14 protein-coding genes are annotated in these 13,895 nt (G+C 49.0%); 1 reads left to right on the forward strand and 13 read right to left on the reverse strand.

Annotated features, from left to right (window positions below; all coding sequences use genetic code 11):
* Positions 1-7 precede the first annotated feature (7 nt).
* Together iscR and trmJ are read right to left on the reverse strand one after the other, a co-directional pair.
* Positions 8-493, reverse strand: coding sequence for a Fe-S cluster assembly transcriptional regulator IscR (iscR, locus tag AMJAP_RS14645; protein ID WP_019622701.1), 486 nt, complete (start codon positions 491-493; stop codon positions 8-10).
* 146 nt (positions 494-639) lie between these two features.
* The gene (gene trmJ, locus AMJAP_RS14650) at positions 640-1,383 is read right to left on the reverse strand and encodes a tRNA (cytosine(32)/uridine(32)-2'-O)-methyltransferase TrmJ (protein ID WP_019622700.1); all 744 of its coding nucleotides are present in this window, start codon (positions 1,381-1,383) and stop codon (positions 640-642) included.
* 130 nt (positions 1,384-1,513) lie between these two features.
* Here trmJ and AMJAP_RS14655 point away from each other — a divergent pair, with 130 nt between their 5' ends.
* Positions 1,514-2,326 (forward strand): inositol monophosphatase family protein, encoded by an 813-nt coding sequence (locus AMJAP_RS14655; protein ID WP_026340219.1) that lies wholly within the window; start codon positions 1,514-1,516, stop codon positions 2,324-2,326.
* Between the two features lie 132 nt (positions 2,327-2,458).
* Here the strand turns inward: AMJAP_RS14655 and AMJAP_RS14660 are convergent, their stop codons facing one another.
* From AMJAP_RS14660 to tsaE, 11 genes are all read right to left on the reverse strand, one after another.
* A complete protein-coding gene (locus AMJAP_RS14660; RefSeq protein WP_019622698.1) occupies positions 2,459-3,754 on the reverse strand; it encodes an adenylosuccinate synthase in 1,296 nt (431 codons plus the stop codon).
* Between the two features lie 34 nt (positions 3,755-3,788).
* A complete protein-coding gene (locus tag AMJAP_RS14665) occupies positions 3,789-4,973 on the reverse strand; it encodes an ATP phosphoribosyltransferase regulatory subunit (RefSeq protein WP_019622697.1) in 1,185 nt (394 codons plus the stop codon).
* Positions 4,974-4,996: 23 nt separating this feature from the next.
* Entirely contained in the window at positions 4,997-5,194 is a 198-nt protein-coding gene (locus tag AMJAP_RS14670; protein WP_019622696.1) for a DUF2065 domain-containing protein, read from the reverse strand.
* 136 nt (positions 5,195-5,330) lie between these two features.
* Positions 5,331-6,203: a protease modulator HflC gene (gene hflC / locus AMJAP_RS14675; RefSeq protein WP_019622695.1), complete on the reverse strand. Its 873-nt coding sequence runs from the start codon at positions 6,201-6,203 to the stop codon at positions 5,331-5,333.
* Positions 6,203-7,390, reverse strand: coding sequence for an FtsH protease activity modulator HflK (hflK, locus tag AMJAP_RS14680; protein ID WP_019622694.1), 1,188 nt, complete (start codon positions 7,388-7,390; stop codon positions 6,203-6,205). The genes hflC and hflK overlap by 1 nt, the downstream gene beginning before the upstream one ends.
* A 57-nt stretch (positions 7,391-7,447) precedes the next feature.
* Entirely contained in the window at positions 7,448-8,767 is a 1,320-nt protein-coding gene (gene hflX, locus AMJAP_RS14685; RefSeq protein WP_019622693.1) for a ribosome rescue GTPase HflX, read from the reverse strand.
* Positions 8,768-8,775: 8 nt separating this feature from the next.
* Entirely contained in the window at positions 8,776-9,012 is a 237-nt protein-coding gene (hfq, locus tag AMJAP_RS14690; protein WP_019622692.1) for an RNA chaperone Hfq, read from the reverse strand.
* A gap of 119 nt (positions 9,013-9,131) precedes the next feature.
* On the reverse strand, positions 9,132-10,109 hold the full coding sequence (gene miaA, locus AMJAP_RS14695) for a tRNA (adenosine(37)-N6)-dimethylallyltransferase MiaA (protein WP_019622691.1): 978 nt from the start codon (positions 10,107-10,109) through the stop codon (positions 9,132-9,134).
* On the reverse strand, positions 10,075-11,967 hold the full coding sequence (mutL, locus tag AMJAP_RS14700) for a DNA mismatch repair endonuclease MutL (RefSeq protein ID WP_019622690.1): 1,893 nt from the start codon (positions 11,965-11,967) through the stop codon (positions 10,075-10,077). The genes miaA and mutL overlap by 35 nt, the downstream gene beginning before the upstream one ends.
* Positions 11,968-11,992: 25 nt before the next feature.
* On the reverse strand, positions 11,993-13,357 hold the full coding sequence (locus tag AMJAP_RS14705; protein WP_051088431.1) for an N-acetylmuramoyl-L-alanine amidase family protein: 1,365 nt from the start codon (positions 13,355-13,357) through the stop codon (positions 11,993-11,995).
* Between the two features lie 57 nt (positions 13,358-13,414).
* Positions 13,415-13,894: a tRNA (adenosine(37)-N6)-threonylcarbamoyltransferase complex ATPase subunit type 1 TsaE gene (gene tsaE, locus AMJAP_RS14710; RefSeq protein ID WP_019622688.1), complete on the reverse strand. Its 480-nt coding sequence runs from the start codon at positions 13,892-13,894 to the stop codon at positions 13,415-13,417.
* Position 13,895 lies beyond the last annotated feature (1 nt).

Below are 13,895 nucleotides of genomic sequence, written 5' to 3' on the forward strand. Positions count from 1 at the left end.
AACAAACTCAGGCTGTTACTTTTGCTGAAATCAATGACTCTTCAAACGACGCATTATGCCCACGATCCTGGCGTTCCGCTACCGATCGAACATCTTTTCTCGCCATAAGATCTGCCAGACTAATCTGACTTAAAAACTCATGAATCTGACTACTCAGATCACACCACAAGTGATGGGTCAGGCATATATTACCATCCTGACAGTTACCCGTATGACCACAACCAGTGGCATCTACAGACTCATTAACCGCGTCAATCACCTGAGCGACATCTATATCCTGCTGCTCGCGGTTGAGCTGGTATCCACCACCCGGACCACGTACACTGCGTACTAATTCATTTCGCCGCAGTTTCGCAAATAATTGCTCAAGATAGGAGAGTGAGATACCCTGCCTCTCGGAAATATCTGCAAGGCTTACCGGCCCGTTACCAGCATGTATTGCCAGATCCAGCATCGCCGTAACCGCATACCGTCCTTTTGTTGTTAATCGCATCGCTCAGCCTCTTTATCTTATTTCGTCCTGCGACGAAGCTGCAAGCATTATGCAATAACCAACTATTTTGGTCAACTATTTAACCGACTAAAATAGTCAGACTTATAACCTTGTAATATATAATGCCATAACAACAAACCCCGACATTAAGATTCTTTGCCCTTAGTACACTTCTGGACAGCCGTCAGCATCCCTCGCAACACATTAACTTCTATTTTATCCGGAATCGCTCTCATAAAAAGACGACGCAATCTGGGCATCAGATTTCTCGGTTTGTCCGGATCAAGAAAGTCTACTTCGATCAGCGTTTGCTCAAGATGCTCAAACAAGAGCTCTAGCTCACGGTTATCCGCCAGCTCAACATCCCAGTCAGTACCCCACTGCGGTTTCGCCTCATCAACATCCGACAATTTAGCCATTCGCAATTCATAGGTAATCACCTGAACCGCCGCCGCTATATTAAGCGAGCTAAAGTCTTCGTTAACTGGAATATGCACATGATGATGGCAACGTTGCAGCTCATCATTCGTTAATCCCCGATCTTCCCGACCAAAAAGGACAGCGACCCGAACATCATCTGCCAGTGGCGCCACGATTGAAGCAAGCTCGCGCGGATTAACAATCGGCCAGGGAATCGTTCGACTGCGCGCACTAGCACCAACGACTAACTGACAATCAGCCAACGCCTGATCGAGATCATCAACAACTTTCGCATTTTCCAGAATATCTGTTGCGCCTGCTGCACGCGCCTCAGCATCCCGATGCGGGAACTTTCTTGGCTCAACTAAACAGAGATCAGACAACCCCATGTTTTTCATCGCCCTGGCCGCCGCACCAATATTGCCCGGATGAGAGGTATTAACCAGTACAATTCGGATGTTTTTCAGCATCTGTAACCCGCCCGCATTAAAAAAGGCCAGTATTTTACCAGATAATCACCAACTATTAATCCCGAACGGTTCTTTATATGACAACTGTTTTGTATAATGCCCGCTTTGGTTCCCTTATTGGTATTTACAGATGCAACCGATGGTTAATATCGCCCTGCGCGGAGCTCGCGCCGCAGGTGAGCAGATCACTCGTTCAGTAGAACGTCTTGATCTGATCAAATCTGAGCAAGCAAGCGTCAGCGAATATCTCGAAGACACTTGCAAACAAGCTGAACGCACTATCGTTAACACGATCCATAAGGCGTACCCCGACCACCAGATTAACGGTGAATACACAGGCACTCACAAACCCGAAGACAAGGTTTGTGATGTAATCTGGACCGTTAATCCAATCGACAGCATCTCAAACTTCTCTAACGCTCTGCCAGTCTTTGCTTTAAGCATTGCCTGCCATCAGCGCGGTAAGCTTGAGCACGCCATTATTCTTAACCCTATTACAGGCGAAGAATTTACGGCAAGTCGAGGCAGAGGCGCACAGATGAACGGCAAACGCCTGCGCGTCAGCAACCGCAAATTACTTGATGGCTCTCTGATTGGCAGCGGCTTCTTTGGCCGCAGCAGCGATAAAGCCCATCTTGACAACTTCCAGGAGATCTTCAAAAACATCACCCTGGAAAGCGGCAGCATATACAGCGGCGGCTCACCTGCACTAAACCTGGCTTACACCGCAGCAGGACGCCTGGACGGATTCTTTCAGATCGGTCTCAATCAATGGGAAATGGAAGCAGGCATTCTGATGATTCAGGAAGCTGGCGGCCTGCTCGCTGACTTTACCGGCAACAACAATTACAAGACATCAGGTAATCTGGTGGCAGGTAATCCTAAAATGCTGAAAGCACTATTACAGAACATTCGCCCAGCAATGAGCGAAGAGCTTAAGTAAACAGCAAAACACATACTTACAACTAAAAACCGGGCGATGCCCGGTTTTTTTATGCAACCAACAACAGCAAAATTCAAATATAAAAAAACCCGGCACCAGGCCGGGTTTTCTTTATCACTTTATACCCAGTGATCAGGCATCAAACGGATGACGCAGAACAATCGTTTCAACACGATCGGGACCCGTCGAGATAATATCAATCGGCGCACCGATCAACTCTTCAAGGCGCTTGATATAAGCAACCGCAGCAGCTGGCAGCTGATCCAGAGACTGTGCACCCAATGTCGTCTCAGTCCAACCCGGCATCGACTCATAAACAGGCTCAACAGCATCATAATCTTCACTACCACTCAGCGAAGTTACAACATTACCTTCTGCATCCTTATAACCAACACAGATCTCAATACTTTCCAGCCCATCCAAAACATCCAGCTTCGTCAGACAAACACCTGAAACCGAATTGATCTGAATCGCATGCTTCAGCGCAACCGCATCGAACCAACCGCAACGACGAGCACGACCGGTCGTCGCACCAAATTCATGGCCGCGCTCAGCCAGACGATCGCCAATAGCACAATCCAACTGAGTCGGGAAAGGACCCGAACCAACACGTGTCGTATAAGCTTTAGTAATACCCAGAATATAGTCCAGGTACAACGGACCAAAACCACTGCCAGTTGAGGTTCCGCCGGCCGTCGTATTAGACGAAGTAACATAAGGATAGGTACCGTGATCAATGTCCAGCAATGAACCCTGAGCACCTTCAAACATAATACTTTCACCGCGCTCGCGATAGCCATGCAACATTGACGTTACATCAGCCACCATCGGACGCATCACCTCAGCCATCTCCAGCGCTTCCTTCAGCACTGCATCATAGCTAACAGGTTCGGCCTGGTAATAGTTTTGCAGCATAAAGTTATGATATTCCATCACTTCTTTCAGCTTTTCTGCAAAACGCTCTGGATTCATCAGATCGTCCAGACGCAAACCACGACGCGCCACCTTGTCTTCATAAGCCGGACCAATACCGCGACCAGTAGTACCGATCTTCGCATTGCCGCGCGCTTTCTCACGCGCAACATCCAATGCAACATGGTATTGCAGGATCAGCGGACAAGCAGGACTCAGGCGCAGACGCTCACGCACAGGCACTCCCTTGTCTTCCAGCTCTTTAATCTCTTTCAGTAACGCTTCTGGGGACAGTACAACACCGTTACCAATCAGGCAGAGTACGTTTTCACGTAGCACACCGGATGGAATCAGATGAAGAACGGTTTTTTCACCGTCAATCACCAGCGTGTGGCCCGCATTGTGGCCACCCTGAAAGCGCGCCACGACAGACGCCTGATCTGTTAACAGGTCAACGATTTTACCTTTACCTTCGTCGCCCCACTGCGTACCTAAAACAACTACGTTTTTGCCCATTGGTTGTCTCTGACTCTTAATCTAACTTAAAAATTTACAGGCTCTCGAGAACCCAAGCTCCATCCTGCTGCACCAGCTGATGAGTAAAGGATTGCGCATCTTCCACAACCGCTTCATCTAACAACTGAACAACACGCTCACCCTGAGCTCTCAATTCAGCCACAGCATCCAATGCTGCTGAATCATCAGTAACCGGTACCAGCACAGTTTTACGCGCCAGATTTTCATTAGCGACAGATAACTCCACGAGAGTTTTCAGATCCGCACTAAATCCGGTTGCCGGACGGGCACGACCAAAGTCACGCCCCACTTCATCATAACGACCACCCTTAGCAACCGCCTGCCCGAACGCCGGAACATAAGCAGCAAAAACAACACCGGTATGGTAGTTATAGCCCCGCAACTCACTCAGATCGAAATAAAGATCCAGCTGCGGATAGCGCGCAGAAATCTGTGCTGCAAGAGCATCAAGATAATCAAGCGCTTCAATAATTGAATCATCAACGTCAGCAAAGCAGTCACGCGCCTGTTGCAGCACTTCACGTCCGCCATGCAATGTTGGCAATACCGCTAAATAACGCTTTACGGCATCCGTCAGATCCGACTGTTCCAGAAAATATGCGATCTCAGGAAGATCTTTACGCTGCAGAAGCTCAAAATACTCTGCCTCCTGATCCGCACTCAACGCAGCCCCACCGATCAAGCCACGGTAGATACCCACATGACCCAGATCCAGACTCAGCTCATGATTGACCTGCATCGCATTCAGTGTTTCAACCATCAGCGAGATTATCTCAGCATCACTGGCAACACCGGAATGACCGAACAACTCAGCGCCCACCTGAAGCGGGTTTCGAGACGCCAGAGGATTAGCCGGAAGAGTATGTAACACCGTGCTACAGTAACAAAAGCGAACCGGCCCCTGATAACTCAAGCGATTCGCATCGATACGCGCAACCTGCTGAGTAATATCAGCCCGGACACCTAACATTCGCCCCGTCAATTGATCTGTAACCTTGAAGGTATTCAGCTCTAAGTCGCGACCAACACCCACTAACAAAGAGTCCAGATGCTCGACCAACGGCGTCATGACTAATTCATAACCCCAGCTATCATACAGATTTAGCAAACGGCGACGTGCCGATTCTACCTGTTGTGCCTGAGGCGGTAGCACCTCTTTGACGCCGTCTGGTAACAACCAGCGTTCTGCCAACGTCATGCAACTCTCCGAAATACAGTGAATCAGTTAAATATATACAACAAGATGACGCCAGCCATCATGCTTATAAAACCTGTCATACGCAGCCCTTGGTTACTCACCAGCGCTAACTGATGCACAAGGTTTCTCCAGCGTTGCGGATAGAGAAAAGGAACAATTCCCTCCAACACCAGCATCAAACAGAAACCGATCAGTAACTGATGCCATAAGTCAGAATTCATTCCGCACCTCAACACAACGACATAGTCGCCACATAAAAAAACCGGGTCAAAACCCGGTTCGGAATACTACCACGAAACAGGCGCTTTAGTGCAGCCTATTCCGCGTATTTTTTATACAACAATTAGCGAATACTGATCACTGCCCCTTGGGGTTACCCAGATAGCGAAAGAATTCACTATCAGGCTTTAACACCATGATATCGCCCTGCTGACCAAAGGCCTCTTTATAAGCGTTTAAGCTACGATAAAAAGAGTAAAACTCAGAGTCTTTAGTGTAGGCATCGGCATATATTTTAGCCGCCAAAGCATCACCTTCACCACGCACTTCCTGAGCTTCACGATAGGCATTCGCTTCAATAACCGCTTTCTGACGATCTGCGTCAGCCCGGATACCTTCGGCAAACTCCTTACCACGTGAACGCAATTCGCGGGCTTCACGCTCACGTTCCGTTCTCATTCGCTCATAAACAGATGCAGAGACTTCCTGAGGCAGATCAATCTTCTTGACCCGAATATCGATCATCTCAATACCTAATTCATCCTTGGTCTGAATACTCAACTGCTCAACCAATTCTGACATCAGCTCATCACGTTCACCGGAAACAACCTCGGTCAGCGTACGCTCACCAAACTGATTTCGCAGCCCCGCATCCACGTTAGGGAAGAGCAGATCTGCCGCTTTATACTGGTCACCGGATGTAGCGGTGTAGTATTTCTGCGGATCGATCACTCGCCACTTAATGAAGGAGTCAACAATCAAACGCTTCTTCTCAATGGTCAGATATGCCTGAGGCTGAGCATCCAGCGTCAAAACCCGTCCATCAAATTTGCGTACTTTATTCACAACCGGCCACATGATGTGCAGACCTGGCTGAATATCTGGATTCACGATCTCACCAAACTTCAGCAGTACCGCCCGATCAGTCTCTTTAATGATATAGAGAGAGTTAAAGCCAACCACTAGCAGTAATAGCGCAATCACCAGCGCCGTCATAGATTTACCTGACATTAGCGTGCCTCCCTACCTGTAGATTGCTGACGCTGACGAAGCTGCTCAATCACCTGATCCGTAACTTCTCTTAGCTCGGAGCTATTCAAACTACCTCCACCGCTACTAATTGAAGTTCGCGGACGACTCTCAACCAACTTATCCAGTGGCAGGTACATCATATTATTACCACCTTCAACATCGACCAACACTTTTGAGTTGTTCGATAGCACTTGCTCCATCGCATCAAGATAGAGACGCTCACGGGTCACTCCAGGCGCCTTGGTATACTCAGTCAACAAGGCACTGAAGCGCTGCGCGTCACCTTCTGCCTGAGCAACAACACGCTCACGATAACCGTTAGCCTCTTCCTTCATCCGCTGAGCAATACCCCGCGCCTCAGGAATAATACCGTTACGGTAAGATTCAGACTGGTTCATTGAACGCTGCTCATCCTCACGTGCTTTGATTACATCATCAAATGCATCCTGAACTTGTGAAGGTGCTTTCGCTTCTTTGATATTTATCTGAGTGATACGCAGACCGGTCTGATAGTCATCCATGTAACCCTGAAGACGCCGCTTAACATCATCACCCAGAACCTCTCGACCTTCGGTCAGAATAGAGTTCATCTCCGATGAACCAACTGTATGACGTAAAGCAGATTCAGAGGCATGTCCTAAACTCACTTCCGGATCACGTACTTTCAACTTGAACGCAACAGGATCAGAGATAACGAACTGAACGGTCATGCTTACATCGACGATATTCTCATCTTCAGTCAGCATTAACGAACGGTGTTCGTAAGCGTTTACCCGCGTCACATTCGCGGTCATCACATTATCGATCAATGGAGGGTTCCACTGCAGGCCAGGCATTACTGTTTCGTAATACTTACCCAAACGTAACACCACACCACGTTCCTGCTGGTCGACGGTATACACACCCATCACTGCCCAGCCAATCAGCACAACCAGCGCTATAACACCAAAAAAACCGCCAGTAGAAGCCGAGGACGGGCCAGAGCCTCCTCCGCTATTACCACCACCGCCTTTTTTGCCAAAAATACCATTTAGCTTTTCCTGCAATTTTTGCAGCGCTTCATCCAGATCAGGCGGCCCCTGATCTTTACCGCCACCACGACGATCGCCACCACTATTCCAGGGATCCTGATCTTTCCCGTTACCACCAGGCTCATTCCAAGCCATATCATTCTCCGTTTATAAAACTGTTTAAACGATTAAAAAAATTCTAAGAAGGCTGCCTTAACTATGCAACCACTCCGGCTTGTTAACATTAGCACCCAAGTATCGTTCAGGTGCTATTTTCATACGGCTGAGCAACTGCATCAGATCTTTTCTTTGAATACGCACTTCAAGATTGATCTGCCCCAGCTCATCAACACTTTCATTCAGAACAGCACCTGATGCATAGAATTGGGCACGTAAACCGCCCTCCTCTGGCTTCAAGCTTAACTGTTCATGAAAAATATCGTCCGACAGTAATTCAGATACTGCCTTAAACAATAATTCAACACCCTCTCCGGTGACCGCAGACAACCAAACTCTGACAGGCTTCCCTTCATCGTTACGGTCAATCCGGGGCTCTGCCCGTTCAAGCATATCAATTTTATTATAGATCTCCAGAACCGGCACTTCATCTGCGCCAATTTCCCGCAGAACGGAGTGCACCTCATCGATATGAGACTGGCGATCATCGTCATACGCATCAATCACATGCAGCAACAGATCAGCTTCAATCGTTTCCTGCAGTGTTGCCCGAAAAGCTTCTACCAACTTATGTGGAAGATGACGAATAAAACCTACGGTATCCGCCAGAATCGCCGGCCCTACGTCATCCAGCTCCACGCGTCGCAAGGTTGGATCCAGCGTTGCAAACAGCTGATCGGCCGCATACACCTCCGCATCCGTAATATGATTAAACAGGGTAGATTTTCCTGCGTTGGTATAACCCACCAGCGACACAGTCGGTACTTCAGAGCGACTTCGGGCACGGCGACCTTGTTCACGCTGCTTGCGCACCTTATCTAAACGCTTAAGTATACTTTTTATCCGGGCCCGTAATAGCCGGCGGTCTGTTTCCAGCTGTGTTTCACCTGGCCCTCGCAGACCGATACCCCCTTTCTGACGCTCAAGATGGGTCCAGCCACGAATCAACCGGGTAGACATGTGCTCTAATTGAGCCAGCTCTACTTGCAGCTTACCTTCATGGGTACGGGCACGCTGAGCAAAAATATCCAGGATTAAACCAGTACGATCCAGAACCCGGCATTCAATCTCGCGCTCAAGATTTCGTTCCTGACCCGGACTTAGCGCATGATTAAAGATAACCAATTCAGCTTCGTGCAGACGAACGAGATCCTTCAACTCTTCAACTTTACCAGAGCCAATAAAAGTTTTAGGACTAGGAAGACTGCGAGATCCAGTTAAAAACGCAACCGGATCAGCACCAGCAGATAGGGCGAGCTCTTCCAGCTCTTTAGGACTTTCCCGGTCCACCTCATCTGCCATATCGATATGAATCAGAATGGCGCATTCGCCAGACTCGGGACGCTCAAAGAACAATGAAAACCTCAGTCAGTAGATTCATCAGCCTGTGGCAATTTCACCGGACGGGCCGGTACCACAGTAGAAATAGCGTGCTTATATACCATCTGGCTGACCGTATTCTTTAGCAGAATAACGAACTGGTCGAACGACTCAATCTGTCCTTGAAGTTTGATACCGTTCACCAGAAATATGGATACCGGTACCCGTTCTTTACGCAGTACGTTCAGATAAGGGTCTTGTAACGATTGCCCTTTTGACATTGGAAGCTCCTTCCTAAGAGTAAGTTATGCACTGCAGAACTGTTAAAACGAATAACATCGCAGAACAAAATGCTGCCACCTAAAAGCCGGGCAGCCCAAAAAATAAAATCAGTATTGCATTATATAATGATCCCATCCAACAATTTCAAGGCATTATTGGTTAAATTCGGGTCAGCAGATTCAAAATGGTGCAGATTATCCCAACTACGCAGCCAGGTTATCTGTCTTTTAGCGAGTTGTCGCGTTGCAATCACCGACTTTTCAATCATCGTGTTGTAATCCCAGCTACCTTCAAAATATTCCCACATCTGACGATAACCAACGCAACGAACAGAAGGCATCTGTAGATTCAGGTCGCCCCGATTCCAGAGCCCCCGCACTTCTTCCTCAAAACCCTGTTCCAGCATAATCTGAAAGCGCTTTTCGATCCGTTCATGAATTGTTTTACGTTCCTGCGGCATAACGCAGATCTGGCGGACATCATAGGGAAGCTTCTGTTGTTCCTGCTCTTGCCACAGCTCAGTCATTGAGCGTCCTGTCAGCTCATACACTTCAAGCGCCCGCTGCATCCGCTGCGGGTCATTCGGATGTATCCGTTGTGCCGCAACAGGATCTACCTGCTGTAGCCTTTTATGCAGACTATCCCAGCCATGCAGTTCAGCTTCACCCGTCAACCGATCACGGATCGCCTGGTTTGCCTGAGGCAGTATGGCTAACCCCTTTAACAGGGCCTGGTAATACAACATCGTACCGCCGACCAACAGGGGAATTTTACCGGCAGCACTAATCTCAGCCATCTCACGCAACGCATCTGCACGAAAATCAGCAGCAGAGTAACTAGCAGCCGGGTCGAGTATATCCACTAATTTGTGAGGGTAGCGAGAAAGAAACGCCGCATCAGGCGTCGCTGTTCCAATATCCATACCCCGATATATCATCGCCGAATCAACACTGATAATTTCACAGGGCAGACGATCATAGAGCTCCATTGCCAGATCAGTTTTACCCGAGGCAGTCGGTCCCATTAAAAATATAGCGGGGGGATGTTTCTGGTTATTCACGTTACTGGCCTCGCATAAACAGACCATCGAGGTCATTCATCGACATCTGAGTCCAGGTAGGACGGCCGTGGTTACACTGACCACTACGTTCAGTCTGTTCCATATCACGCAGCAGCGCATTCATCTCCGGAATGCTTAGCTGTCGGTTAGCCCGGACGGATCCATGGCAGGCCATCGTAGCCAACAATTCGTTGGTTTGCTCCTGAATTTTCTGACTGGTACCAAACTGCACCATATCCCCCAGCACATCGAGGATCAGCTTACTGACATCAGCACTGGCCAGCGAGACTGGTAACTGGCGAATAACCAGAGTTTCTTCACCCATGCGAGCTATTTCAAACCCCAGTTTAGAAAACACGTCGGCCCGCTCTTCGGCACAGTCCGCTTCCGCAACACTGACCGCCATACTCACGGGCACCAGCAACGGTTGGCTACGCACACCTTCAGCCTCATAAGCCAGCTTCATACGCTCATAAACCACGCGTTCATGGGCTGCATGCATATCAACTACGACTAATCCGGCATCATTCTGCGCCAGAATAAACACGCCATGCAGTTGAGCAATAGCATAGCCTAATGGCGGACACTCCCCGTTATCGGTCTCAGTCAGGGACCCATTCTGCTGTTCGGACCCCAAGCCCTGTTGCGGATGCAATGCAGCGTAGCCCGAGATTTGCTCTCGTACCTGTCCGACGGTAGGCCGGTCGGACTGATAACGGTTCTGTGCCGAAAAACCTGATCCCGCCGCCCCGGTATCGCGCTGCAGCTGGTGCAGAGGCATACGGCTCTGTTCAAAATGCTGCTCTGTCAGCGCCTGTCCCGGTGCTGCATTCAACATTGCTCCGGCGGCTGCGCCTGATATAGCAGGCTCTAACCCTTGTTCCGGGCGAATATCAGCAATAACTCGATGGGTGGTGCGAAAAATAAAGTCATGAACCAAACGAGTCTCGCGAAAGCGCACCTCATGTTTGGTTGGGTGTACGTTAACATCCACCAGCTTCGGATCCAGCTCCATATATAAAACATAAGCAGGATGACGGCCGTGATACAGCACATCCTGATATGCCTGACGCAATGCGTGGGCTACCACCTTATCGCGGATAATTCGGCCATTAACAAAGAAATACTGCAGATCAGCCTGACTCCTTGAGAAAGTAGGCAAACCAACCCAACCCCAAAGCCTGAGCCCGGATGCCTCAGCACACACATCCACTTTCATCGCGTTTTCAATAAACGCCGGGGACAGCAACGAAGCTATTCGCCGCTCCTGCTCTGCATCGGTATCTGCAGGTCGCAACTGATGAATGACTTTTTGGTTATGACGCAATGTAAAACCGACATCGAAACGGCTCAGCGCCATTCGTTTAACCACCTCTTCCAGGTGCTTAAACTCAGTTTTCTCTGTTTTCAGAAATTTTCGTCGTGCCGGGGTGTTAAAGAACAGATCCCGCACCTCAACGGTTGAACCCTGAGGATGCGCAGCCGGAGCAACTTCTGCAGTCATATCCCGGCCTTCAGTCTGCACCTGCCAGCCAGCATCCTGATCTGCTGTTCGAGACGTCAGCATGAGACGGGATACAGAGCTGACCGACGCCAGCGCCTCACCCCGAAACCCCAGACTTTGCACCGCCTCAAGATCGTCCAGGTTACGTATTTTGCTGGTTGCATGACGGCTCAGCGCCAATGGCAGATCATCTTTCTCAATTCCCTGACCATCATCCCGCAGACGGATCAGTTTAACCCCACCCTGTTCAACGTCCAGCTCAATACGGCTAGCACCCGCATCAAGACTGTTCTCCAATATCTCTTTAACCACTGAAGCGGGGCGTTCAACAACTTCGCCGGCTGCGATCTGGTTTGCCAGCCGCGGTGTTAGCAGGTGTATTCGGGACATATATTTATGAGTTTCGTATCAATAGTTAACTGGCAGGAATCTTCAGCACCTGACCTATCTGAATATGGTCAGCATTTCTGAGTCCGTTGACCTTTCGCAGAGCGGTCAACGATACACCGTTCCTACTGGCAATAACAGAGAGTGTATCCCCTCGCATTACCTTGTAGCTGGAAGACATCGACTTAGCATTTCTCTGTCCATTTTTCTGCCAGGCCAGCCAGGTCAGCGCCGGGGGTTTATTCGTAAAATGCGCTTTAATCCCAGCAAAAATAGCCTGTGCCATTTTCCGCTGATAGGCTTTGGATTTAAGCTTAGCGGCCTCATCATGATTGGTAATAAAACCGGTCTCAACCAGAATCGATGGAATATCCGGTGATTTAAGCACCACAAAACCGGCCTGCTCTACCTGCTTCTTATGCATCTTCGCAAAACGGCCCAGATTACGATGGATACTATGCGCAATCTGTCGGCTATCGCTGCGACTTGCCGTCATCGACATATCCAGCAGCACTTTAGCCAGCACATCATCCTTATCTTCCAGGCTTACACTACCAACGCCACCGATCAGATCAGCACTGTTCTCTTTACGGGCCAGCCAACGGCCCATTTCACTGCTCGCTCCACGGGGAGATAGCACCCAAACAGATGCTCCTTTAGCCCGTTTATCCTTAAAACCATCAGCATGAATAGAGACGAACATATCCGCATTCATCTTGCGGGCTCGTTGGGTACGGCTACGCAGACTAATATAATAATCACCATCCCGGGTCAGTTTTGGCTTAAAACCTCGCTCTTTTGCCAACAACGCTTTCAATTCACGAGCGATACCCAGCACTACCGTTTTCTCTTTAACCCGGCCCGGCCCGATAGCCCCGGGGTCTTCCCCACCATGTCCGGCATCTATAGCGATAATAATATCCCGTAAGGTCGCTGGATTATCTGCTGATGCGATCGCCGTCTTCTGCGGAACCTCTTCCGACACTTCACGATACAGATCAAGTACCAAACGATGACCATATTGATCGTTAGGCTTAAGCGCAAAGCTCTTTGGCTTAACCGTCTCTTTCAGATCAAGCACTACACGGAGATCTTTGCCGCCATTGCGTGAACCGGACCGCATTAACGAAACCGGACTCTTACTCAGATCAACGACCGACAGATCGGATAATAATTTCGCCCCGGACAGGTCCAGTACAATACGATCAGGCTTCTTAAGGGTAAACAGTTTATGTTGCACCGCCCCCGAAAGGTCAAACACCAGACGAGCATGATCAGGCGCAATCCAGACCCGCACATTATTCACGTCAGTTGCATAACAGCTCACCGCCACCAGCCAGAAACTCACCAGCACAGTAAAAAAACCTGAACGCCGTATTACTCTGCTTATCATCACGCGATTAAAACCTGTTCCCGTTACAACCCATAACCAGCCTGTACCATTATCTCTTTAATTATCAGACAGTTTTAACTTATCGGCCAATAGTCGGCCTTTTTCAGTCTGAGGCTGCCAATTTATTCGCCGCCCGAGTTGTTCAACCGATATATTCAATAAAAGATCCGCAACCGGCAAAACCCCCTCTCCCCTTTCAGGCCATTCAATCAGACAGATGCTCTGGTCGGTGAAGTAGTCGCGAATACCTAAGTACTCAAGCTCTTCCGGATCCCCCAGACGATAAAGATCAAAATGAAACACCGTCAACTCATCCAGCTCATAGGGTTCAACCAGTGTATAAGTGGGACTCTTAACAGAACCTTGATGGCCAAATCCCCGCAACACACCACGACTGAGAGTAGTTTTCCCCATCCCCAGATCACCATTGAGAAAAACAACTTCTCCCCCTTCAACGACCTGCGCTAACCGATGTCCGAAGGCAACCATAGCGGCTTCATCAGCAACAAAAATACTGTTTTCACTCTCTTGTGACACT

This window comes from Amphritea japonica ATCC BAA-1530, assembly GCF_016592435.1.
Taxonomy (GTDB): domain Bacteria; phylum Pseudomonadota; class Gammaproteobacteria; order Pseudomonadales; family Balneatricaceae; genus Amphritea; species Amphritea japonica.